This window comes from Sphingopyxis sp. (assembly GCF_036261875.1).
GTDB lineage: Bacteria > Pseudomonadota > Alphaproteobacteria > Sphingomonadales > Sphingomonadaceae > Sphingopyxis.
This window is the reverse complement of the sequence record NZ_DATAJZ010000002.1, coordinates 1-23,333: the sequence shown is the minus strand read 5'-3', so window position 1 is coordinate 23,333 and position 23,333 is coordinate 1. Positions and strand designations below refer to the sequence as shown.

The 23,333-nt window shown below is 62.2% G+C and carries 20 protein-coding genes; 17 read left to right on the top strand and 3 right to left on the bottom strand.

All coding sequences use genetic code 11. The features are described 5' to 3' along the window. Window positions 1-19: 19 nt before the first annotated feature. Window positions 20-780 (bottom strand): IS5 family transposase gene (locus VHO04_RS00365; protein ID WP_325029545.1). Its coding sequence is split into 2 segments (ribosomal slippage): window positions 20-456 and window positions 456-780, totalling 762 coding nucleotides; the frame shifts between segments, so codons are not numbered across the junction. A 178-nt stretch (window positions 781-958) separates the two neighbouring features. On the opposite strand from VHO04_RS00365, the gene VHO04_RS00360 reads away from it, so the two are divergent. Next, window positions 959-1,909: a hypothetical protein gene (locus VHO04_RS00360; RefSeq protein WP_329626520.1), complete on the top strand. Its 951-nt coding sequence runs from the start codon at window positions 959-961 to the stop codon at window positions 1,907-1,909. A gap of 39 nt (window positions 1,910-1,948) precedes the next feature. On the opposite strand, the gene VHO04_RS00355 is transcribed toward VHO04_RS00360, so the two are convergent. Further along, window positions 1,949-2,824 carry a hypothetical protein gene (locus tag VHO04_RS00355; protein ID WP_329626519.1) on the bottom strand — a complete coding sequence of 292 codons (876 nt, stop codon included), beginning with the start codon at window positions 2,822-2,824 and terminating at the stop codon, window positions 1,949-1,951. Then, window positions 2,824-4,125: an AAA family ATPase gene (locus tag VHO04_RS00350; protein ID WP_329626518.1), complete on the bottom strand. Its 1,302-nt coding sequence runs from the start codon at window positions 4,123-4,125 to the stop codon at window positions 2,824-2,826. The genes VHO04_RS00355 and VHO04_RS00350 overlap by 1 nt, the downstream gene beginning before the upstream one ends. A gap of 85 nt (window positions 4,126-4,210) precedes the next feature. Between VHO04_RS00350 and VHO04_RS00345 the strand changes: the two genes are divergently transcribed. The 16 genes from VHO04_RS00345 to VHO04_RS00270 all read left to right on the top strand — a co-directional run. Continuing rightward, complete coding sequence (locus VHO04_RS00345; protein ID WP_329626517.1) at window positions 4,211-5,383, top strand: hypothetical protein; 1,173 nt, start codon at window positions 4,211-4,213, stop codon at window positions 5,381-5,383. Between the two features lie 444 nt (window positions 5,384-5,827). Further along, entirely contained in the window at window positions 5,828-6,868 is a 1,041-nt protein-coding gene (locus VHO04_RS00340) for a helix-turn-helix transcriptional regulator (RefSeq protein WP_329626516.1), read from the top strand. Between the two features lie 286 nt (window positions 6,869-7,154). Beyond that, complete coding sequence (locus tag VHO04_RS00335; protein WP_329626515.1) at window positions 7,155-8,282, top strand: hypothetical protein; 1,128 nt, start codon at window positions 7,155-7,157, stop codon at window positions 8,280-8,282. A 175-nt stretch (window positions 8,283-8,457) separates the two neighbouring features. Next, window positions 8,458-9,792, top strand: coding sequence for a tetratricopeptide repeat protein (locus tag VHO04_RS00330; protein WP_329626514.1), 1,335 nt, complete (start codon window positions 8,458-8,460; stop codon window positions 9,790-9,792). A 127-nt stretch (window positions 9,793-9,919) separates the two neighbouring features. Next, window positions 9,920-11,620, top strand: coding sequence for a hypothetical protein (locus VHO04_RS00325; protein ID WP_329626513.1), 1,701 nt, complete (start codon window positions 9,920-9,922; stop codon window positions 11,618-11,620). Window positions 11,621-11,993: 373 nt separating this feature from the next. After that, window positions 11,994-14,021: a conjugal transfer protein TraG gene (locus VHO04_RS00320; protein ID WP_329626512.1), complete on the top strand. Its 2,028-nt coding sequence runs from the start codon at window positions 11,994-11,996 to the stop codon at window positions 14,019-14,021. 2 nt (window positions 14,022-14,023) lie between these two features. Next, a complete protein-coding gene (locus VHO04_RS00315) occupies window positions 14,024-14,449 on the top strand; it encodes a CopG family transcriptional regulator (protein WP_329626511.1) in 426 nt (141 codons plus the stop codon). Next, on the top strand, window positions 14,446-15,468 hold the full coding sequence (gene trbB / locus VHO04_RS00310) for a P-type conjugative transfer ATPase TrbB (protein ID WP_329626510.1): 1,023 nt from the start codon (window positions 14,446-14,448) through the stop codon (window positions 15,466-15,468). Before VHO04_RS00315 ends, trbB begins: the two co-directional genes overlap by 4 nt. A 29-nt stretch (window positions 15,469-15,497) precedes the next feature. Next, window positions 15,498-15,839 (top strand): TrbC/VirB2 family protein, encoded by a 342-nt coding sequence (locus VHO04_RS00305; RefSeq protein ID WP_329626509.1) that lies wholly within the window; start codon window positions 15,498-15,500, stop codon window positions 15,837-15,839. Further along, the gene (locus VHO04_RS00300; RefSeq protein WP_329626508.1) at window positions 15,836-16,108 is read left to right on the top strand and encodes a VirB3 family type IV secretion system protein; all 273 of its coding nucleotides are present in this window, start codon (window positions 15,836-15,838) and stop codon (window positions 16,106-16,108) included. The genes VHO04_RS00305 and VHO04_RS00300 overlap by 4 nt, the downstream gene beginning before the upstream one ends. Beyond that, a complete protein-coding gene (trbE, locus tag VHO04_RS00295; RefSeq protein WP_329626507.1) occupies window positions 16,102-18,570 on the top strand; it encodes a conjugal transfer protein TrbE in 2,469 nt (822 codons plus the stop codon). Before VHO04_RS00300 ends, trbE begins: the two co-directional genes overlap by 7 nt. 4 nt (window positions 18,571-18,574) lie before the next feature. Continuing rightward, entirely contained in the window at window positions 18,575-19,330 is a 756-nt protein-coding gene (gene trbJ, locus VHO04_RS00290) for a P-type conjugative transfer protein TrbJ (RefSeq protein ID WP_329626506.1), read from the top strand. Between the two features lie 132 nt (window positions 19,331-19,462). Continuing rightward, on the top strand, window positions 19,463-20,764 hold the full coding sequence (gene trbL, locus VHO04_RS00285) for a P-type conjugative transfer protein TrbL (RefSeq protein WP_329626505.1): 1,302 nt from the start codon (window positions 19,463-19,465) through the stop codon (window positions 20,762-20,764). A gap of 3 nt (window positions 20,765-20,767) precedes the next feature. Then, the gene (gene trbF, locus VHO04_RS00280) at window positions 20,768-21,595 is read left to right on the top strand and encodes a conjugal transfer protein TrbF (RefSeq protein WP_329626504.1); all 828 of its coding nucleotides are present in this window, start codon (window positions 20,768-20,770) and stop codon (window positions 21,593-21,595) included. Continuing rightward, a complete protein-coding gene (gene trbG, locus VHO04_RS00275) occupies window positions 21,592-22,413 on the top strand; it encodes a P-type conjugative transfer protein TrbG (RefSeq protein WP_329626503.1) in 822 nt (273 codons plus the stop codon). The genes trbF and trbG overlap by 4 nt, the downstream gene beginning before the upstream one ends. Continuing rightward, window positions 22,304-23,333: TrbI/VirB10 family protein (locus tag VHO04_RS00270; RefSeq protein WP_329626502.1), on the top strand; the 1,030-nt coding region annotated here is incomplete at its 3' end. The genes trbG and VHO04_RS00270, both read left to right, overlap by 110 nt.

Below are 23,333 nucleotides of genomic sequence, written 5' to 3'. Positions count from 1 at the left end.
TAGGGTCAGGACTCATTGATCAGAGCCAGAAGATGACGGTTGCGGCGAGAGCGATGGCGGAGAAGAAGGCTCTGGGGCATCTGTCGTAACGCGTAGCGACCCGCCTCCAGTCCTTGAGGCGACCGAACATGATCTCGATGCGGTTGCGGCGTTTGTAGCGACGCTTGTCGTATTTTACGGTCTTGTTCCGTATTTTTCGGCCCGGGATGCAGGGCGTGATCCCCTTTTCCTGCAAGGCGTCGCGGAACCAGTCGGCATCATAGCCTCGGTCTGCCAGCATCCATTGCGCTTTGGGCAAACTGTCGAGCAAAGCGGCTGCGCCAGTGTAATCGCTGACCTGCCCAGCGGTCATGAAGAAGCTGATCGGACGACCATTCGCATCGGTCACAGCATGCAGCTTGGTGTTCATGCCGCCCTTCGTGCGGCCGATCAGACGTCCCGGACCCCCCTTTTTACCCCAAGGCTGGATGCCGTGCGGTGCGCTTTGAGATAGGTCGCGTCGATCATGATCGTCTTGCGTTCGGGAGCCTGAGGTGTCGCCAGGCCTTCCATCATGCGGATGAAGATGCCTTTGTCGCTCCACCGCTTCCAGCGATTGTAGAGCGTCTTTGCCGGGCCATATTCTCTCGGCGCATCCCGCCACCTCAGCCCATTACGATTGACGAAGATGATACCGCTCAGAACGCGCCGGTCATCAACCCGCGCACGGCCATGGCTCTTCGGAAAATAGGGCTGAAGACGCGCCATCTGCTCGTCCGTCAGCCAATACAAATCACTCATCATTCAGGCTCCTCGCGGTGAGCCTGAATCACAGCGGCCTGCTCAAATCAATGGGTCCTGACCCTAATGCTGGTCAATGATCCGCAACGCGGGCTGAATCGCATTTTGAACAAGCAGAGCCGATCGGCTGAAGCCGAGCCTCTGCCCCAACAACTTCAATTGTTTGAAGGCCTGCTCCGTGGTTCTGCTCAATAGGCCTCTTCTGACACTCGAATATCCCGACGCCTCCCAATTCCGTCCAGAGCCATCGGCACTGTACCTCTTCGGGGCGCGATCGGAAGACCGTTCGAGGAATCTGGAAGTATGGCGCAATGATGCAACAGATCTTGATGTTATTGAGATTTCGGCCGATGGAACAGACGGCATCCGTATCGTCAGCGACGGTAATCGTCGTGTCGCACTGCGCGATTTCGGCGAACTGCAGTCGATCTTCGAAGGTAAATGGGGTCGACCGCTCTATTTGGACATCACAGGACTATCAAACCACGTCTGGCCAGCGATACTTAAGACGGTTGAGGGGCGGATGCCAGTGAACGTCATGTACGTCGAGCCCGTCAACTACGCCTACAGTCCATCGCCGCGGGAGAATGTCTTTTTTGATCTCAGTGAACTCATTATTGGCATTTCGCCCATCCCGCAGTTCAGCAATCTTTACGAGCCCGAAGAGGATCATGTGACGCTTGTCCCGCTGCTGGGTTTCGAGGGCGCTCGTTTTACCCATCTCCTCGAAGAGGTGCAGCCGCCAGGCGACAACATCGAACCGATCATCGGCGTTCCTGGATTTCGGGCTGAGTACCCGTTCTTCACCTACCAAGGGAATCAGATTCCACTCAAAAATTCAGGCGCATACAAGAACGTACGATTCGCGAAAGCCAATTGCCCGTTCAGCGTTTATTACAGTCTTCTTGAAGTCGTTGCGTCTTATCCTGCCGAGCAGTTCTTCAAGATTGGGCTGATTGGGACGAAGCCGCACGCACTTGGAGCCGTGCTTTTTTGCCTTACAAATCCAGATCGCGTGGAACTGATCTATGATCACACTAAGCAACTCGCCAACCGATCAAGCGGGCTATCACGTTGTCTGGTATATGAAGTTTCGGCGTTCCTAGATCATATGCGGTCCGTTTCCTGACGCGGTCAGGGATCGCTCGTGCGAAGGCTATCACACGCCCTAGAACTGGGGAGGATCGGTGCCTTTCTCGCTCGCATAATAGGTCTTGCATGATCTTAGCACGCGGCGGGCGAAATCTTGATCACTGTCCCATGTCGCCCGGAAGGCCCTTACACAGTTAGTGTGAGGATAGACGTTTTCCACAATTCGCCTCGCGAGTTGTTCGTCGGCCTCGTCGCCTCGACCGTCTGCAAGATTCACGAGGGCGCTGCCGAGCAGCACGATCATATTTGCTCGCTGCCTATGAAGTTCCTCTCTTCTGTTCAGGTCGAAAAAGTCGATCATAATCTGTCCGCGTCGACGGTCATGGCAGGTATTGCCTTTGGGAACGGCAGTGGTTGCAACGAACGTCAATAATTCTTCAGGGTCGGTGTCCGAAGTACCGATTGGATAGCATAGGAATGGCTGCTCAGCGGTTATGCCCTGTTGAGCTGTCCCCCGATTTCCGGCGATTGGAAAATAGTTCGACTTGAGGTTGGTGTTACAGTTTTTGCAGGATGCGGCGTAGTTCGACAGTCCGTACGCGAGCCAGTAATAGCCGATTGCCGCATGGTCCCCGGTTGGGAAATCATACGCATAGGTGTGTCGGGCGGGATCGGGCCACTTCGCTATCGATGATTTGGGTCGAAAATGTTCTAAATCAAACTCGATCTTGCCGTGAATAGCGTCTTCGAATTGCCGCTCGCAGAAGACGCATTTGTTCGACTGAGCAGCCATGTAGACAGGCTTCACCTCGCTCCAGATCGAGGAGGCTTCTTCATATTCCCCGGCTGCAATGAATCCCGCTGTCCGGGCGGCCGCGCGCGTCCGCCAAGTTGGACTGATGGCGTCAACGGCGGTGTCTAGTTTTTCAGTGCCAACGTCGTATCGGATCATTATGCGTCGCCGCGGGTCTCGCGACCTTCATCTTTGGCTTCAGTGTCATCTTTGTCGCGCGATAACCCGACAAGTTCCTGCTGCGCTAACGCCGGAGCTGCCAATCTGTCGAGAAATGTGAGTGCCGCCTCTTTATCGCCCGATGCTGCGCTTTTCAGCAATTGCTCGGATTCTGACACAAACTCTTGGGATCGCGTAGACTCCAGACCAAAATACGAACTGAGCAGGATCTGCTCTGCGCTTCGCCCAAAGACATTCTCTTCAATCTGCTTGACCGTGGCGGTCCCATCATCGGCATCGGCCGTGATAAAGATATTCTCTTTTCGGACCGCACTGGCGACCAAGGGGCTGTGTGTCGTGCAGATAAATTGAAGGCTGGGAAAGGAACGCGCAAGCGTTGGAAGAATGGTTCGTTGCCATTCAGGATGAAGGTGCAAATCGATCTCGTCGATCAAGACAACGCCAGAAATATCGGTGAGAGATGCACCGTCCGGGCACACATCTGCCAAATGACCAATCAAGTCGCCGGCCATGCCGATGAATGCCTTGTATCCGTCGGAAAGCGATGAGAACGGCGTTTCATTGTCGCCGAATAGAAAAAGGAACTGCTGGTCTCCTTCGTCGAATTTCCCTTCGAAGCGAATATTTGACGGTAGGATCGAGTTGATAATGCCCAAGGCTTGCTGCCGGTGATGGGCACGCAGTTTCGGAAACCAAGATTGCAGCGGTCGCACAGCGATGTGGTCTTCGAACAACCCTGCGACGCGATGATACCGCAATCCCCGCTGCCGGCGGGCGCTGCTCTCGCTGTAATCGCTCGTTTCGACTCGTCGCGTCGCGCCATAGCCGACAACGAAGAACGCGGGTGAGTAATCGTCATATATTCGCTCGGCCACGGGCGTATTGGGTGTCTTTTCGAGGCTTAGCCGATCTCGATTCGAGTTTTCCCGTGCCTCGAACCGCGCAACGAGCTCGTGATAAGAGCGGCGTTTCGGGTCCAAACTTGTCTCGGAATACTCCGTCCCGTCGAAGATGGCATCGACTCTGAGCAGGGCCGATTTACAGTCGGGGCGGCGCACCATCCTATATGCAACAAAGCCTGTCTCCTGGAGGACGGGCGCGAGCACTGCTATCGCCACGGCACGGAGTATGGACGATTTGCCGCCGCCGTTATCACCGAGAATCAGATTGACGTTATTCAGCTCCGACGCGCCGCTTGTCTCTCTGCCCGGATACTGGAAGTCCAGTTTCGCCTTGCCGAAACAGCGAAAATCATAAGCTGCTAACGATTTTGCATACATGGGGATCGCCCTAGGTGTTCGCGGAATTTGCAAGTTAGCTGCAACGGAGCATGAAACATAGCAGAGTTCGTGAAGCAGCTGTACGATGCTCCAAAGCTCGCCGGTAACCGGCGGATTAGGTAAATTGTTGGGCGCCACGACGGGGCAACGGGTAGCGCTGGCATTGCGGATCGGGGGAACTGTGGCGACTGATCAGCCAGACATATCAATCGTGGGTCAAGACGGTCGGATCCTTCTGCTCAGCTGCCGGCGTTTCATCGATGAAATCGTCATGGGTGACGCTTGCTTCGTCTGCAGTGCATCGCCTCAAGACAAATCTTTCAACGACGAACACATCGTGCCCCGATGGGTACTGAAACGCTATGGACTGTTCGACAAAGAAATCACGCTGCCGACCGGGGAACGTCGTCATTACCGCGGCTATCGCATTCCTTGTTGTGTGGACTGCAACAGCTTGTTGGGGAAACGGATGGAAACACCCGTTTCAGAACTGTTGGACGGAACCTACGCTGAGGTGGCGGAACGGTTGAATGGAGCAAACTTGCGGTTGCTGTTTACCTGGGTGTCGTTACTCTTCTTCAAAGTCCACCTCAAGGATCGATCCGTAAGGGTGCACAAGGATCCGCGGCTCGGAGCCGACATAGTCGGAGACATCTACGAATGGGGCGACATGCATCACCTCCACGCCGTTGCCAGATCACCATATACCGGGGCGACCTTGTTGCCTGAAGCGCTCGGATCTCTTCGAGTTTTTGAGATCGCTGACGAACTGACCAACGACGGATACGATTATCTCGACTTCACTTTCGACCAAACGGTGGTCGTTCGGCTTGGCAAAATTGGAATCGTGGCGACACTGAATGACTCGACAGCTGCAGAGAGTGCTTGGTCCGACCGCCTCGACCTAATCGATGGACCGATATCCGAAATCCAGTTGCGAGAAATCGCCGCGATGTTCGCTCTTGCAAACCGCGATCTGATAACGAGGCCCGTATTCGCAACGCTAGTCTACGACAAAACGACCGTGATGATCAACGCTCGACGGCCGCCCCTTCGCCTCAAGGAGTTCGAGCCGGAGGCCTTTGGGCATGCGTTGCTATTTGCAGTTCGTAATTTTGTCGATGCCCGCGCAATCGCCGTCAACGGTACTCGAGATCCTGCGAAGGTCGCGGCCGCGATCGCAACCGGATACGTCCGATTCCTGACTTCCGAAGGCAAGTTCATCCGACCAGTAGCGCACCGCGGAGAAGTAAGCTGATTTGAGACTAAACCCAGTAGGGCTCCTGCTCCATCTTCGCATTGACGGCGGTTTTTTGCGAGTTCGAACACGCTCGGAACTGTGGAGAATTTAGGAGTATCGTCGTCCCTATCCAAAGGACGGTCTCCGTTTTGGAACACGATCTGAGATCGTCGTAATGGCCGACATTAGGCGCGCAGCGTCAGATCGCTGAAAAATCGAGCGTCCGCTTACGGGTGCTAATACGCGTCGGCTTCAATGGCCGACATCGGGCGCATATCAGCCGAACGCTACTCGGGGGAGCGGACGGTAATGTGAATCCTCAACCGAGGTCGGACAGAAGCGCCTTGCAGGCTCCGCTCCTTGCTCTTGCCATTTGAACCGAGGTGATGAGAATGCCCGGTCTGCTCGCGGGGATCAAAAATGCAAGACGGACTAGTCGATCGGATTTACGAATGCTCGGTGGTGCCCGAGGCGTGGCCGGCGGTTCTAGACGAGGTGGCGGCGCTCTCGGGATCTGCAGGTGGGCTTCTCTTCTCGGCGCGCAAGGCGCTGAACTGGACCGCGTCCGAGCGCATAGCCGACGTCTTTGCGGCCTATGTCGAGGAAGGTTGGTTCGGCAAATGCAGTCGACGCGTTTGCCTGATGGGCCGCGAAGAACCATCCTTTTTCGTGGAGCATGATTTCTGGAGCGACGAGGAAATTGATGCCGACCCGGTGTATCGCGATTTTTTCCGTCCGCGCGGGCTGGGATGGTCGGCGGGAACCGGGGTCCAGGTGCCGACCGGAGACAATATCGTTTTCAGCGTCGAGCGGGCCTTTTCAGAAGGCCCGGTCGCGGCTGAAAGCGTGGCGCGGCTCAACCTGCTGCGACCGCATCTGGCGCGGAGCGCGCTCGTCAGCGCGCGCATGCAGCACAAGCGCGCGCAGGGCGCTGCCGAGGCGCTGACCGCGATGCAACTGCCGGCATTTCTACTGCGCGCCAGCGGTGAAGTTGTCGAGATGAGCCCGCTTGGCGCCGATGTGTCTTCGCTTGTGATATTGGGCGCACACGGCCGCCTGCACTTGGCCGACAGACAGGCCGATGTTCTCTTCGACGATGCCCTCGCATCGCTGACCTCGGCGCCCGAAATCAGCGCGCGATCGTTTCCGGTGCGCGACGCGGCGGGAATGCCCCGGCAGGTTGCGCATCTGATCCCTGTCCCGCGCGGCGCACACGATGTCTTTGGGGATTCCTACGCTTTGCTGATGATGGTGCCGGTCGCGTCGGATCGCGTGCCCTCAGCCACGCTGCTGAAGTCGCTTTTCGACCTGACGCCGTCGGAAGCGCGCGTTGCCAGCGGTATCGCCCGCGGCGAGACGCCCGATACAATCGCGGCATCAGGCCAGGTCGCCATCAGCACGGTTCGCAGCCAAATTCGCAGTGTGCTCGAAAAAACGGGCACGTCACGACAGTCCGACCTTGCCGGGCTGCTCGCCCGGATCGGCGCAACCGCCCCGAATTAATCGAAAAACTCCGTTCCATCCTCCATATGAAGGATGAACCACACGCAGGCTTGGGCTCTATTCGCAATCGCTGACGGCGATCTGCGACCCACAGTCGTCAGCGGGCGGTGCGCCTGACCCATCGGGCCAGGCGCACCGCCGCCAGATCCGACCCGATCACGAAGCAGCGTCGCCGCTCGGCGGTCAGCCGGTTTGGCCAAGACTTGGAGGGGGCGAGGAGGACCGTCGGTCGCATCGAAACGATGAGCGAATTCGAGGGGCAGGTTCAATTTCTTGGGATCGGCAATTGACAGCCACAGCGAGCGCGGCGCGCCATCGTTTGGCCAGAACATTCGCAGCCGCGCTGGTCGCGGCGGTGGCGCTGTTCACGCCGGCAACCGTGGTGGCGTCCGCAGCAGCGGACGAGCCCGCTGACGCGTTCGCGCTGCACCAGGCCGCCCTTACCGCGGAACGGCAGGGCGAGATGACGCTGGCTATCGAGAGTTTCGACCGCGCCTGCGCCATGAAACTGGCACCCTCTTGCACGATGGCAGGGCTTGCCAAGCTGGACGACGCGAACGGCAGCGAAGACCTGATGGCCGCCGCACGCGATCTTGCAACCGGGTGCCTCGCGGGGAGCGATTTCGCGTGCGCAAAAATGGGCGTGGCGCTTGGACAAGCCTTCCCCGGCGTGGCGAGCGCAGAGGGTATTGCCGCGATCGCACTGTTGCAGATGGGCGAAGATTGCCGCGCCACCCCGAACGACATCGCCTGCTACGACGCGGCCGCCCTGTTGCACGCCGAGGAGCGGGGCGGCGCGGATATGAGCGCGATTCAGCGCTATGCTGCCACAGCCTGTAACTGCAAAGCCTATCCAGGATGCCTGCCCGTGGCGGCTTTGCTCGCAGACGAAAGTGATGCAGCAGAACGCGCGTCGGCGCATTGCCTTGCCGCTCGCGCGGATGGCTGCATTACTTTGCTGGCGTTTCTTCTGAAAGACGAGGAGCGCGTGAAGGCGCCCGACGCGCTGACAATCCTCCAGCAAGCGTGTGCTGTGCAAATCGGCATCGCCTGCGCCAACTTAGGCTTATTTTACGCAAACGGCCCGACTCGCGCGCGTGACGATAGCGCCGCGCGCCGTTTCATGCGCGCAGGCTGCGATGGTGCGGTCGCGCAGGCCTGTTTCGCCTTCGCCGTAATGCACAAAAAGGGCATCGGCGGACCCGTCCATAGGAACCGGTCGGTGGAACTGGTCGCCCACGCCTGTGACCTTGGTTGGGCAGTGGCGTGCGAAACGCTGGCGACGATCATCGGAGACGGCGACGCGTCGGCGCAGCCCGACCAAGACGCCCCCGCGCTGCGCCAAAGAGCCTGCCGACTTGGCAGTGAAAACGCCTGCGGCGCGGGCACGTCAACCTTGACTTCACCGGTTTGAAAGGCGGGTCAGCTCGTTCCATGGCAATTCGCAAAATCCTGTCGCGCATGTCCATCAAGGAAGCCTGCCGGCTTGGGCACAAGCAAGCCTGCACCCTCACAACCACCCCTTTGCAACCGGGAGCATGATGATGTTTTGCCCTTCACCCGCACGGCCCCTGACCCTGATCCTCGCAGTGGCGGCGCTCTCCGCGCCAGCCCTTGCCCAAAGCGGCGGTCTCGACGATCTGGTGGATGGCCTAGCTGCCGAATCCAAGGAAGCGCTGGAAGCATCCGAGGCGCGGGTGAAAAAATGGTTCGCTGATGCCGATATTCAGGCGCTCAAGGCACGCGCCGATGCGGGCAATGCGTCCGCGCAGGTCGCTTTCGCTGATAGGATTCGCGACGATCTGCTCGGCGAACCCTGGGCACGCGAAAAGACCCAGCAACAAATGCTGAAATATTATGCGCTCGCGATGGCGCAGAACAACGGGCTGGCGTTCGCGCGGGTCGGCGAAATTGCGGAATCGCCCGACTACAGCTGGAAAATGAAACGGCGCTCGCGCGATCGCGGCGAAGCGATATCCTATTATGAAAAGGGCGCCGTGCTCGGCAATCGCGAGGCGGCGGCAGGCTTCCTCAGAATTGCCCTCGATCCCAACTATTGCAGTTTCTGTGAGGATCAGGGCGAACTGAAATTTGACCGGACGAAACGCGAGGCTGCCGGTCTTCTTGACAAGGAGTCGGGCGAACTCTCCATCGCCTACCGAACGGAAAAGACAGAGGCCCTGGCAAAGGCCATCCGCTATGCCACCCCCGTCCGGCTGCGTGCGGGCGACGCGGCAGCGCACCTGCTCGCCGCGCAATATCTGACCGGTGTTCAGTATCACTGGAGGTCCGGGATCGGCATTACCGACGCGCAAAAACCCCGCTGGCAGCTGCTGGAGGGCGACTATCTGCTGCCTCGAAACACCGCGAAGGCGATCGAGATACTGACCGAATTATCCGGGCGCGGTGACAATCTTGCTAGCCGTAAGCTGGCATCGCTTTACTTTACGGGCAGGAATGACGGCGGCGGGGCGCTGCTGCGCGATTATGACAAATATATCTTCTATATGGACCGGGCGGTGACCAACGGCAGCGTGCTCGCAGCAAACGACCTCGGATTTGAGCTGCTATCGGGCCGCAAGCTCCCGGCGGATCACGCGCGCGGTTTCGAATATATCGCGAAGGCCGCGCTCAAAGGATATGGTCCCGCCGAACTATCCGCCGGCTATGCACTGCGCGACGGGCGCGGCGTGACCAAGAATGAGGCGCAAGCGCTCGAGATGTTCAAGCGCGCCGCCGACCACGGCGAGCTAGACGGGGCGGTGCAAGCGGCCGCGATGTATCGTGCCGGGCGCGGAACGACAAGCGGCCGGGCTGAAGTCCCGAACGCTTATGCCTATGAAAAGAAAGCTGAGGCGATGCGAAAGCTGACGCCCGCGATGGCGGAAGTCGTTCGTCGCGGTCATCAGGACAAGTTCGACTGATCCGATCAAGTCCGCGAGTACAGGGTTCGCCGAACGTCGGGAGCACGGATCAAGGCCAGAAGACGACTACACCATTTTGGCGCGACTGGGCGTCACCGCGAGGTGTTCAATTTAAGGAGAGCCTTCCGTGACATCGGCATTAAAAACAATTCCCGCGGCCGTGGCAGTTTCGCTCGGACTGGCCGCCCCAGCCAACGGCAAGGAGCGCGTCGATAGCTACCTCGTGCCGGATGCGACGGGTGGCGACCCGGTCGTGCTGAAGAGCGTGGGAGACTGGCACAAGGAAAAGAGCGTTCGCGCTGCAGTCGTCAAGTCCGGCGTTCCGATCGCCAAAGACCAGAAAGTGCCGGGGACTCGACATCATCAGACGCTAAAGGACGATGCCGTCTATCTGCGTGGGATCACCGACGTCAAAGGCAAGGAGGTGCTGCCCCGCGCCTATCGCATGGCAGTGCCCATATCCTCGCGCACCGCGCTCGTCCGCCGCATGGATGAACTATATGGCCTCGTCGACCTCAAGACGCGCGAATTCCGAGCGCTGCCGCCAGCCGCCAGTTTCAAGACCTTTCCTTTCGGGTCCAAAGCTCCCATGCGGCTCGTACTCGGCACGCGCCAGTCGGATGGGACATATTCGTACTGCGTTGTCGGTGCGACGGGCGATTGCGATGCCAAAATCACCAAAGTTGATGGAAGCGCGACCAGCAACCGGCTCGAAAGCAGCATTCATGGCTTTGCAGACAATTTCGTCGTGCGGCATCGCGAGGGTGATCGCACCTGGTCTGCGAGCTATCGTTGGGATCAGACGGTGGTGGCCGCCGCCCTGCCGCCGGTGACCGTCGTGCAGCGCTATGATCGGGACACCAACAGTATCCGGTTCAATTCGCTCCTGTTCGAATTGCCAATACCGCCGCGACGCTTCGGCACTGTCCTGACCAAACTGTATTGGCCGATAGACGATAGCGGTAGTCCCGCAGCAATGCCGGGCGATTTCGTCGGCATGTTCCCTTTCGATCCGATACGAACGGACAGCAAACATGTCGAAGCGTGGGAAGGCTTTGTCGTCATTCGTCTGGTTGATGGCGAAGAGCGATACTGGATTGGCGATCGCATCCAGCGCGGAAGCGAGGTAATATATTCGCCGGAAGTACTCGCGAAAATGAGTCATGCACTGGTCGGACCCTTCACCGATGTCTGGATCGAGGGCGGCGCGACCGACGCAAGGGGTGATATTCCGGATCGATTTTATCGGCTCGCCGTCCGGAAAGCGGGAACGGGCAACGCCGCGCAATGGGTTTCTGCCGAACGGCTCGGCCCGACGGTGCCGCTCATGACTCGTCTGAGAGAGGCGCAGACAAGCGCGCTGACTGTAAGCGACCCCGTGCTCGCGACGCACCTTCAACTCGGCGCCGATGCACGCCGCCGCGACGCGGCGTTCGCCGCCTACAAGGCGCAAACCGATCAACGCGGCAAGATCCTGTCCGATTTGCGCGCCCTGCCGCGAACATTCGTGTCGGCCCCAGGATCTTGCTACCCCTTTTATGCGCATGCGAAGACCAGCCTTGGCCACGAACCAGGTCTTTTCGTCCGTGCCTATGATACCAATCCCACCGAAGCGTGTCGTTTTGTTCCGGAGTCGATCTATGCCGGCATGGAGCGTGCCGGACTGGTCCGGTCGGGCGGGACCGCGAGCAAGCCGCCGGAAAAGACCTTTGCTGAAAAGGTCGCGGACTGGAACCGGGACATCGAAAGTCGGGGCAAGGCCAAAGAGCTCGAACGGTCCACCACGGGACGCACGTGCGTCACCGTGGTGCATGTGCGTTATTGCTAACGCACAAATTTGCCTCCTCAGCGGGGGGCTGCCTCGCAATCCGCATTCGCGACGGTTGGCGTGCCGCTCAAGGATGCGCATAAGGGGAATTTCACGGAAATTCGCAAAAACTGCCGTGCTGCGAATTCTCAATTTTATGGCGGAAATCGAGTGTGGACCGGTCGATGCCACGACCGCTTTTGGGCCGCATTAAACGGTATGCTGAACGACCGAAATCAGGCGCGAAGCCGACAAAACCTCTGGCCGCTCAGCTGCTACTGAGTGCGCACGCGGCGAAGGAGCATGAACCGAGCATCCTAGCGTCACTGTCTCGCGTCGGCTGATCGGTGCGATTTACCGGGTCTGGACACTTCCGTCCTCCCGGAGCGAACTCTTGACCCCCACCAAGCTGTTGATCGGCCAAATCCTTATCGTGTTCGCGATCGTCATCGCGGGCATCTGGGCCGCGACGCAATGGTGTGCGGCGCAGCTCGGCTATCAATCGCAGCTTGGACCCGCCTGGTTCATGGCTGGGGACACGCCCGTCTATCGGCCGTGGTCCATCTTCCCGTGGTGGTATCATTACGACGCCTACGCGCCACACATATTCGACAAGGCGGGGATGCTCGCTGGGGCGAGCGGCTTCCTCGGCTGCGCCGCCGCCATCGCCGGGTCGCTATGGCGCGCGCGCCAGTCGCGCCAGGTTACCACCTATGGCTCCGCTCGATGGGCGACGCCGCGTGAAATCGACAAGGCCGGCCTGTTCCAAGACGCGGGTGTATTCCTTGGTCGCCAGCGCGGCCGCTATCTTCGCCACGACGGGCCGGAGCATGTCATGGCCTTCGCGCCGACCCGCAGCGGCAAAGGGGTCGGGCTTGTTATCCCCACGCTGCTGAGCTGGACCGGCTCGGCCGTCATTCACGATATAAAGGGCGAGAACTGGCAGCTTACCGCGGGCTGGCGCGCGCGCTTCAGCAACGTCCTGTTGTTCAATCCGACCGACTCCGCTTCCGCCAAATATAACCCTCTGCTGGAGGTCCGGCGGGGCGTGAACGAGGTTCGCGACGTTCAGAATATCGCGGACATTCTCGTCGACCCCGAAGGGGCGCTCGAAAGAAGGTCGCACTGGGAAAAGACCAGTCATTCGCTTCTCGTCGGCGCCATCCTCCATGTCCTCTACGCCGAAGAGGATAAGACACTCGCGCGCGTCGCGACCTTTCTGTCCGATCCGCAGCGCCCGTTCGTTACGACGCTGCGCCGGATGATGACCACCAATCACCTCGGCACCAAAGAGGCGCCGCAGGTTCATCCCGTCGTCGCCAGCGCAGCGCGCGAGGTGCTGAACAAGAGCGAGAACGAACGATCGGGCGTCCTGTCCACAGCGATGAGTTTCCTTGGCCTCTATCGTGACCCGACCGTCGCGGAGGTCACGTCGCGTTGCGACTGGCGAATCGCGGATTTGGTCGATGGCGACCATCCCGTCTCGCTCTATCTCGTCATTCCGCCGTCGGACATTTCGCGGACCAAGCCGCTTGTGCGTCTGGTGCTCAACCAGATCGGCCGTCGCCTGACCGAGAAGCTGGATGCCGACCGGATGCGGGAACGCAAGCATCAGCTCCTGATGATGCTCGACGAATTTCCGGCGCTCGGCCGTCTGGATTTCTTCGAGACGAGCCTTGCCTTCATGGCGGGCTACGGGATCAGGGTCTATCTGATCGCCCAAAGTCTCAATCAGGTCGATAAAGCCTACGGCGAGCATAATTCGATCCTCGATAACTGCCACGTCCGCGTCGTTTTCTCGACGAATGACGAGCGGACGGCAAAGAGGGTTTCCGATGCTCTCGGCGTCGCGACCGAGCAGCGCGCCATGCGGAACTATGCGGGCCATCGGCTCGCGCCCTGGCTCGCGCACGTCATGGTCAGCCGGCAGGAAACGGCCCGCCCGCTGCTGACCCAAGGCGAGGTCATGCAGCTTCCGCCCGCTGAGGAGCTGGTTCTTGTGTCGGGCATGGCCCCGATCCGGGCGAAGAAGCTGCAATATTACAAGGACGCCAATTTCCGCGCGCGGCTCGTCCCGCCGCCCGCGCTTGCCAATGGCGATTACCCCGACCGCCCCAAGGGCCGCCCCGACGACTGGACCGGGATAGTTCGCACAACCGATATCCGGCTCACGGCGATCGACGAGGAAGCCAGCGTGGCCGAGGACGGCGGCTTGCAACAACAGCGTCACCCCGGCCTCGGCGAAGAATCGGCAAAGAAGCCGGAGCCGCCCAAGCAACTCGATCTTCTCGGCCTCGACAACGACGACGCCAGCCCTGTCGTCGACAAGCACGCGATGGATCGCGCCGGCACGACCGGCACGCTGATCCGCGCCCACACCATCAATCAGGGTCGCGATAGCGACACGCTTCCGAGTTTCTGACGATGGCGTCGACCAAACCCAGGCGCGTCCGCTACCAGCTCTTCTTGCCGGAGGACTTGAGCCACCGCTTCGAGGCGCTGGCTGCCGCGCCAGGCGCGTCCAAGTCCGCGATCCTGACCGACGCGCTGACCGCATGGCTCAGTCGGCAAGCGGCGAGCGAACTCGAAAACCGGTTCAATCAGCGGCTCGATCGCATGTCGATGGCGCTCGGGCGCATCGAGCGCGACGGCCATATTCTGCTCGAAAGCCTCGCTCTGTTCGTCCGCTATGAGCTGATGGTGCAGGCACCCTTGCCCGAAGCCGACGAGGCGGCGCGCGCGATCGGCCGCGACCGCTTCGAGGCGTTCGTTACCCGCGTCGGCGAAGCCCTCGCCAGCGGCCAGCGCACCCTTGCAGCACCCCCGAAAGGCAATGGAGGCTCACGATGAGCGATGCGCGTTCTTCCGCCGATAACTCCTTTGGGCGCCGCCGCGCGATGCTCCGCACCGCGATGGGACCGGGGATCGCGGCGGCCCTGTCCGACCCCGCCGTGATCGAAATCATGGTGAACCCCGACGGGGTGTTGCGGCTCGACCGACTTGGCGAAGGCCGGATAGATACCGGCACCCGTTACGACCCGGCGCAGATCGAGCGCATCATTCGCCTGGTCGCGAGCCACGCGCGCACCGAGGCCCATGCGGCGGCGCCGATCATATCGGCCGAACTGCCTCCGCACGGCGAAGGCGCGGGCGAAAGGTTCGAGGGCGTGTTGCCGCCGGTCAGCCTCGCGCCCTGTTTCTCGATCCGAAAGCCCGCTGCGCGTATCTACACGCTGCTCGACTATGTGAAGGACGGCATCATGTCGGCCAACACCGCGCGGCTCTTGTCGATGGCCGTCGTAGAGCGGCGGAACATCCTGGTCGCGGGCGGCACATCGTCGGGCAAGACGACGCTCGCCAATGCGCTCCTCGCCGAAATGGCCGGCCTCGACGAGCGCGTCATCATCATCGAGGACACGCGCGAACTGCAATGCGCCGCCTTCGATGTTGTGACGCTTCGCACCCGCTCGGTCGGCCCGAGCGGAACCGGAGCGGTGACGATGGCCGACCTTGTTCGCTCGACGCTGCGCCTTCGGCCCGACCGCATCATCGTCGGTGAGGTTCGCGGGCGCGAGGCGCTGGACATGCTCAAGGCATGGAACACCGGCCACCCCGGCGGCATCGCTACCGTCCACGCGAACAGCGCGGCGGCCGCGCTCTATCGGCTCGAACAGCTTGTTCAGGAAAGCGTGGTCACCGTGCCGCAGCGGCTGATCGCCGAAGCCATTGACATGATCGTGTTCATTTCCGGGCGCGGCCTCGCGAGGCGCGTGGACACCATAGCGCGCGTCGCCGGCCTCGACGCGCAGGGCGGTTACGCCGTCCACGACCTCACCCCCGACCAAACCCCCGAAACCCAAGGAGATTGACTATGCACGTCCGCGCCCTCGCACCGAGGATGACAAAGGCTCGCGCCCGCGTCCCCGAATTGCTCCGGCTCGCCGCAGTCAGCGTCAACGTCGGCCTCGTTCTCGGCATTGCCGGCGCCGCCCATGCCGCCGGCTCGGGGATGCCGTGGGAGGAACCGCTCCAACAGGTGTTGGAATCGGTGCAAGGCCCGGTCGCGAAGATCATCGCCGTCATCATCATTATCGTCACCGGCCTGACCCTCGCGTTCGGCGAGACGGCGGGCGGTTTCCGCCGTCTCATTCAGATCATTTTCGGCCTGTCGATCGCCTTCGCGGCGTCGAGCTTCTTCCTGTCCTTCTTCTCCTTCGGCGGCGGGGCGCTCATCGCATGATCAGGGCCGGCAGCCATATCGAGGGCTTCGAGGCGCCGATGCACCGCGCGCTGGCAGAGCCGCTCCTGCTCGGCGGCGCGCCACGCGCCATTGCGATCGTCAATGGCACGGTCGCGGCCGCGCTCGGCCTCGGCTTGCAGCAATGGATTGCGGGGCTGTTGATGTGGGCGGTCGGCCACACGCTCGCGGTGTTCGCGGCGAAGCGCGATCCGGATTTCGCGCCCGTCCTCGCCCGCCATCTTCGCCAGCGGGGATTCCTGTCATGCTGAACCTGCGCGAATATCGGAACACCGCCGACCGGCTTGCCGACCATCTGCCGTGGGCGGCGCTGATTGCGCCGGGCGTCGTGCTGAACAAGGACGGCAGCTTTCAGCGCACCTTGCGCTTTCGCGGGCCCGACCTTGAAAGTGCGACCGAATCCGAATTGGTCGCGGCCTGCGCGCGGGCAAACAATGTCCTCAAGCGTTTCGGGTCGGGCTGGGCGCTCCACTTCGAGGCCGAACGCCGCGAGGCGCTGGGCTATCCCGACAGCGACTTTCCCGATGCCGTGTCATGGCTGGTCGATCAGGAGCGCGCGGCGACCTTCGAGAGCGCGGGCGCGCATTTCGAGAGCCGCTACCATGTGACGCTCACATTCCTGCCGCCGCCCGATCAGGCCGACACCGCGGGCCGTGCGCTGGTCGAGCGCAGCGACGATGTGAAGGGCCGTGACTGGCGGCAGGCACTCGCCGGCTTCGTTGCCGAAACCGATAGGGCGCTGGACCTGTTTTCGGGCTTCATGCCCGAGGTGCGCGCGCTCGATGATAGCGAGACGCTGACCTTTCTCCACGGCACGATCTCGACCCGGCGCCATGCCGTCAGTGTGCCCGAGACGCCTATGTATCTCGACGGGCTGCTTGCCGATACACCGCTCACCGGCGGGCTCGAACCGATGCTCGGCGACCAGCATTTGCGCACGCTCACCATCCTGGGGTTCCCGGGCGTTAGCCGGCCCGGCATCCTCGATGCGCTCAATCACGAAGATTTTTCATATCGTTGGGTCACGAGGTTCCTAGCCCTCAACAAGACCGATGCCACCAAGGCGCTCACCAAGCTGCGGCGCCAGTGGTTCAACAAGCGCAAGTCGGTGACGGCGATGCTACGCGAGGTCATTTACAATCAGCCGGCCCAGCTTCTCGATAGCGACGCCGACAACAAGGTGGTCGATGCTGACCTAGCCTTGCAGGCGCTTGGCGGCGATCATGTCGCCTTCGGCTATCTGACGACCACGATCACCGTTGCCGACGAGAACCGGGGCCGTGTCGAAGAGAAGGTGCGAGCGGTCGAGCGGATCGTCAACGGCCTCGGCTTCACCTGCATCCGCGAGGGCATCAACGCGGTGGAGGCTTGGCTGTCGAGCTTGCCGGGGCATGTCTATGCCAACGTCCGGCAACCCATCGTCCACACGCTGAACCTCGCCCACCTTATGCCGCTATCGTCGGTATGGGCGGGGCCGGCGCGCAATACCCATCTGGATGGGCCGCTGCTGCTTTATGCAGAGACGAGCGGGTCGACGCCGTTCCGCCTGTCCACCCATGTCGGCGATGTGGGCCATATGCTGATTGTGGGGCCGACGGGGGCCGGCAAGTCCGTCCTTCTCGCGCTCCTGGCCTTGCAGTTCCGCCGCTATGCGGGCGCGCAGGTCTATATCTTCGACAAGGGTTTCTCGGCGCGCGCCGCGGTGCTGGCGATGGGCGGCGCGCATCATGCACTCGGGCTTGGCGGCGAGGATGGCGCCGACGATATGGGGGGCGGCCGTGCCATCGCCTTCCAGCCACTTCGCGACATCGACCGCGCCGACGAACGGGCGTGGGCCGGCGAATGGATCGGCGCCTTGCTCGCCCATGAGAAGGTGCTTGTCACGCCGGAGGTCAAGGAATCCGTCTGGTCGGCGCTGACCAATCTCGCGACCGCGCCGCAAGAGGAACGGACGCTGACCGGCCTGTCGCTGTTGCTCCAATCGGCGCCGCTGCGATCGGCGCTCGCGCCCTATACGCTCGAAGGGCCGTTCGGCCGCCTGCTCGATGCGGCCGAGGACGACCTAGCCACTGCCGACGTTCAATGCTTCGAGACGGAGGCGTTGATGGGGCAAGCGGGCGTCGTGGCCCCAGTCCTGACCTATCTGTTCCATCGTCTCGAAGAGAGGTTCACCGGGCGGCCGACGCTGCTCATTCTCGATGAGGCCTGGGTATTCCTCGACCACCCTCTATTCGCGGCGCGCATACGCGAATGGCTGAAGGTTCTCCGCAAGCGCAATGTCGCCGTGGTGTTCGCCACGCAGAGCCTCGCGGACATTGCCGACAGCACGATCGCACCCGCGATCATCGAGAGCTGCCCACAGCGGATATTGCTGCCGAATGACCGGGCGATCGAGCCGCAGAGCCAAGCCGCCTATGTCCGCTTCGGCCTCAATGCCCGGCAGATCGAGCTGGTCAGCCGCGCCGTGCCGAAGCGGCAATATTACCTCCAATCGGCGCGCGGCAACCGGCTGTTCGAGCTGGGACTAGGCCCGATCGCGCTCGCCCTTTGCGGCGCGTCCGATCCCGATACGCAGAAGCGTATCGACGCGATCCTCGCCGAACATGGCGCGAGCGATTTTGCCGCGCACTTCCTGATCCAAGCCGGCCTCGACTGGGCGGCCGACCTGCTTGGCCGATTTCCCGCCGCCCAACCTCTGGCAGAAAAGGAGTAACAACATGCGACGTCCCCCCGTCCGCAAATTTCTGATCGCATCCGCGCTCGGCCTTGGTGCAACCGGCGTCGTCATCGCCGGCGCCGGGATGCTGACCACGACACGGGCATTGGCGCAGATCAGCGTGTTCGATCCGACCAACTACACGCAAAACCTGCTCACCGCCGCGCGGACGCTCCAGCAGATCAACAATCAGATCCAGAGCCTCCAGAACGAGGCACGGATGCTCGTCAATCAGGGCAAGAACCTGTCCCGCATCGACTTCCCGCAGCTTCAGGAGCTTCAGCAGCGACTCCAGCAGATCGACAAGCTGATGGGACAGGCGCAGAGCATCGACTTCCGCGTCGATCGACTGGACGAGCAATTCCGCAGGCAGTTCCCAAGTAATGTCGGCGAGGTGATGGAGCGCGATCAGCGTGTCGCAGCGGCCAGGCAGCGGCTTGACAATGAAATGGCCGCGTTCCGGCAGACGATGCAGGTCCAAAGCGGCATCGTCGAGAATGTCCGCGACGACGCGCAGGCGCTCAGCGAGATCGTCGCCAAGAGCCAGGGCGCCGAAGGCAGCTTGCAGGCGCAGCAGGCAACGAACCAGCTTCTCGCGCTCGCGACCAAGCAGCAATTTCAGCTTCAAAACCTGATGGCCTCGCAGTTCCGCAAGGAATCGCTCGAAGCCGCGCGGCGCGGACAAAGCGAGCGCGAGGCCCGCGCGCGGGCAACCCGATTCCTCGGCGACGGTAAGGCTTACACGCCGCGTCAGTGAGCTTGGGGCGGCGCTGCGCCCCAGCTCCCCGGCGAGCGCCGTCTCGTCGCGGGGGCCGCATGGCTTCCTCCCACTCCCGGCCAGCGGTCCCCGCGACACCCTTCGACCTTATTCCCAAGGAGTCCCGCGAACATGGACGATATGAACATCATAGATCAGTTCATGCAGGCGTTCGTCACCTACATAAACAGCGGCTTCGGGCTGCTCGGCGGCGATGTGGGATTCCTGACCACGATCCTGATCGGCATCGACATCACGCTCGCCGGCCTGTTCTGGGCGCTCGGCGGTGAAAATGATGTCATCGCCAAGTTCCTCAAGAAGATTCTCTATGTCGGTGCCTTCGCGCTCATCCTGAACAGCTTTCCGACGCTGACCGACATCATCTTTCGATCATTCGCCGGTCTTGGTTTGACAGCCGGCGGCAGCACGATCAGCGCCGAGGATTTGCTGATGCCGGGGCGGCTCGCCGGAACGGGTTTCGAGGCGGCCTGGCCGCTGCTCTTGCAGGCGAAGGAGTTGGTCGGGCCGATCGACTTCTTCAACAATTTTATCGAGATTGCGGTGCTTTGCATCGCATGGTTGGTCGTCATTCTCGCCTTCTTCGCGCTCGCGGGGCAAATGTTCATCTGCATTCTCGAGTTCAAGCTGACCTCGCTCGTCGGCTTCGTCCTGGTTCCCTTCGCCTTGTGGAACCGCACCAGCTTTCTGGCCGAGCGCGTGCTTGGGTCGGTCGTCAGTTCGGGCATCAAGGTGATGGTGATCGCCGTCATCGTCGGCATCGGCTCCAACTTCTTCTCCGATTTCATCAACGGCTTGCAGGGACAGGAGGTCGATCTGGCGCAGGCGATGAGCCTCGCGCTGGCCGCGCTCGTGCTGGGACTGTTCGGCATCTTCGCGCCGTCGATCGCATCCGGTCTGATTGCGGGCGCGCCGCAGCTCGGTGCGGGATCGGTCGCCGCGACCGCAGCACTGGCCGGCGGCACGATCGTGATGGGCGGCGCCGGTGCGCTCGGCGCTGCGCGCGGCGCAGCCGGCGCGGGCCTTGGTGCGCTGCGCGCCGGCACGTCGATGGGGAGCGCTGCATCGACTGCCTACAAGCTCGGTCAGGAAACATCGGGCGCCGCCACCGTGGGCGCCGGCATCGGCGGTATGGCGACCGCTGCGAAGGGCGCTGCCGCCAACAGGATGCGAAACGCCTTCGGCCTTCGCGCCGCCGCCGAGCGCGGTCAGCAAGCCGCATGGGCGGCCGGAACCAGCGGCGCATCGAGCGCCGCCAGCGGCAGCGCCGCCGGTGACGCATCCCCGCCCGCATGGGCGCAGAAACTCCACGCCACCCAGACCAGCCGGCACCGCCGCCAGATGGCGATCCACGCGATCCAGTCGGGCGACCGCGGCGGCGCGGGCGCAGCCCCCGACATAAAAGAAAGGGATTAAGTCATGCGATTCAAAAGGACCGTGCAGCGTTACGGACAGACGCCCGAACCCGCGACACCCTATCAGCGCGCAGCGCAAGCGTGGGACGACCGGATTGGCGGCGCCCGCGTGCAGGCGAAGAACTGGCGACTTATGGCGTTTGGAGGCCTCGTCCTCACCATCGGCCTGTCGTCGGGCCTGATCTGGCAGTCGATGCAAAGCCGCGTCGTTCCTTATGTGGTCGAGGTCGACCAGCTCGGCGAGGCCCGCGCCGTCGCGCCCGCCGCCACCGACTATAAGGCGACCGATCCGCAGATCGCCTGGCACTTGGGCAAATTTATCGCCAATGTCCGCTCGCGCTCGCTCGATCCCGTGTTGATGCGCGAAAATTGGCTGTCGGCCTACGACTTCGCGACGACACGCGCCTCGCTGTTCCTCGGCGAATATGCCCGCGCCGACAATCCGTTCGCGGAGGTCGGCCGCCGCACCGTCTCTGTTCAGGTTACAAGCGTGGTCCGCGCGTCGGACTCCAGCTTTCAGGTCAAATGGTCCGAACAGGAATATGAGCGCGGCAGCCTGTCCGGCACCTCGCGCTGGACCGCGATGTTGACCGTCAAGATCAAGCCGCCCCGATCGGCCGACGTGCTGCGCAAGAATCCGCTCGGACTCTATGTCGATGCCATCGACTGGAGCCGTGAACTCGACACCGATGTGCCACGGTCCCTCGATCGCTTTCCGAGGCCGGAGGACCTGGTCGCGCCGCCATCGGCGGAGGCACCGTTCGCCGACCCCGCACTCGGCCCGCAGCTCGATCCCGACCCGTCGCAGACCCCCGAAAGGAGCGAACTATGATCCGCGTCCTCATCCTGTCGGCGAGTGCCTTTGCGCTTGCCGTTCCAGCTTTCGCTCAGCCCGCCGCGAAAGTGGCGGCCGCGAACAAGGCCGCGCTGCGCGAGCCGTCGAGCGCCGGCTTCGTTCGCGCCGTGCAGGTCTATCCCTATGCCGAAGGCGCGCTCTACCGGCTCTATGCTTCGCCCGAGCGCATCACCGACATCGCCTTACAACCGGGCGAGACGATCACGTCGGTTGCCGCCGGCGATACGGTGCGCTGGACGGTCGGCGACACGACCAGCGGCAGCGGTGCAGAGCAGCGCACCCATATTTTCGTGAAGCCCTATTCGGCCGGGCTTCGTACGAACCTCGTCATCACGACCTCCCGGCGCGTCTATCACATCGAACTGGAAAGCCGGTCGAGCGGCGCGATGGCGGCGCTGTCGTGGACTTACCCGCACGACGAAATGATCGCGCTGCGCCGGGAGCAGGATGCAGCGGCAGCGGCGGCGCCGATCGCATCGGGCCTCGCGGTCGAACAGCTCAATTTCAATTATGCGATCAGCGGCGACAAGACCGCATGGCGGCCTGTTCGCGCGTTCGATGACGGGCGGCAGACCTTTATCGAGTTTCCGCCGTCGATCGCCGTGGGTGAGGCGCCGCCGCTGTTCGTCATCGGCGATGACGGCGAGGCCCAGCTTGTCAACTATCGCATGGCCGGACGCTATTATGTCGTCGATCGCCTGTTCGGTGCTGCCGAACTCCGCCTCGGCGGCAAGAAGCAGAGGGTCGTGCGGATCGAGACCGCGCAGCCGAAGCGGAGGCACGGTCGTGACTGAATCCGTCGAATCGCCCGCCCAGAACGCATCGCCGAAGCCCGCCCCGCCCAAGGCCGATCCCGAAACCCTCGTGCTCCGCGCCGCGCCGGGGCGCGTGACTCGTTTCCGTCGCGGAGCGATCGTCACCATTGCCGCCGTCGGATCGACCGCGATTGTCGGCGTCGCATGGCTGGCACTGAAACCCGCGAGCATTGGCCTGGTGGCCCCGTCAGACGACAAGCTGGTCGGAGCGAAAGCACCTCCCGATGCCCTTGCGGGCGCGCCGACAAACTATGGCGACGTTCCGCAGCTTGGCGCGCCGTTACCCGGTGATTTGGGGCGGCCGATCCTCAACCATCAACGCACACTCGAAATGGTGCCGGAGGACGGCGGCGACGAAGCCGCACGGCGCGCGGCCCAAGAGGCGGAAGCCGAGCGCCAGCGTCTCGCGGCCGAGCAGCGCGCGGCCCGCGAGTCCGGCGTGATGCTGCAAGTCGCGGGCAATAGCGCAGCGGCCCGCCCCACCGCGGTCGCGGCCGAGGCAGCCCCCGATATGTCCGCATCCGTGCAGGCGGCCGACGATCCGAACGCCCAGCAGCGCAAAAATGCGATGGTCGGCCGCGCCAACGAGGGCAGCGACGTGAACCCGCACAGGCTGACCGCGCCCGTCTCGCCCTGGACCTTGCAGGCCGGAAGCGTCATCGCGGCCAGCCTGCTAACGGGCCTCAACTCGGAGCTTCCAGGGCTGGTGACGGCGCAGATCACTGAGAACGTCTATGACAGCGTGACCGGGCGAAGCTTGCTTATCCCGCAAGGCTCGCGGCTGGTCGGCAGTTACGATAGCGTCGTCGCGTTCGGCCAAAGCCGCGCGCTGGTGGTCTGGCAGCGCATCATCCTTCCCGATGGTTCGTCAATCCGCATCGACAATGTTCCCGCGACCG

Excerpts from the sequence above, each read along its gene's own strand:
- VHO04_RS00355 (WP_329626519.1), bottom strand. The coding sequence starts at position 2,824 with ATGATCCGATACGACGTTGGCACTGAAAAACTAGACACCGCCGTTGAC.
- VHO04_RS00350 (WP_329626518.1), bottom strand. The coding sequence starts at position 4,125 with ATGTATGCAAAATCGTTAGCAGCTTATGATTTTCGCTGTTTCGGCAAG.
- VHO04_RS00345 (WP_329626517.1), top strand. The coding sequence starts at position 4,211 with ATGCTCCAAAGCTCGCCGGTAACCGGCGGATTAGGTAAATTGTTGGGC.
- VHO04_RS00315 (WP_329626511.1), top strand. The coding sequence starts at position 14,024 with ATGGCGTCGACCAAACCCAGGCGCGTCCGCTACCAGCTCTTCTTGCCG.
- trbB (WP_329626510.1), top strand. The coding sequence starts at position 14,446 with ATGAGCGATGCGCGTTCTTCCGCCGATAACTCCTTTGGGCGCCGCCGC.
- VHO04_RS00305 (WP_329626509.1), top strand. The coding sequence starts at position 15,498 with ATGACAAAGGCTCGCGCCCGCGTCCCCGAATTGCTCCGGCTCGCCGCA.
- VHO04_RS00300 (WP_329626508.1), top strand. The coding sequence starts at position 15,836 with ATGATCAGGGCCGGCAGCCATATCGAGGGCTTCGAGGCGCCGATGCAC.
- trbE (WP_329626507.1), top strand. The coding sequence starts at position 16,102 with ATGCTGAACCTGCGCGAATATCGGAACACCGCCGACCGGCTTGCCGAC.
- trbJ (WP_329626506.1), top strand. The coding sequence starts at position 18,575 with ATGCGACGTCCCCCCGTCCGCAAATTTCTGATCGCATCCGCGCTCGGC.
- trbL (WP_329626505.1), top strand. The coding sequence starts at position 19,463 with ATGGACGATATGAACATCATAGATCAGTTCATGCAGGCGTTCGTCACC.
- trbF (WP_329626504.1), top strand. The coding sequence starts at position 20,768 with ATGCGATTCAAAAGGACCGTGCAGCGTTACGGACAGACGCCCGAACCC.
- trbG (WP_329626503.1), top strand. The coding sequence starts at position 21,592 with ATGATCCGCGTCCTCATCCTGTCGGCGAGTGCCTTTGCGCTTGCCGTT.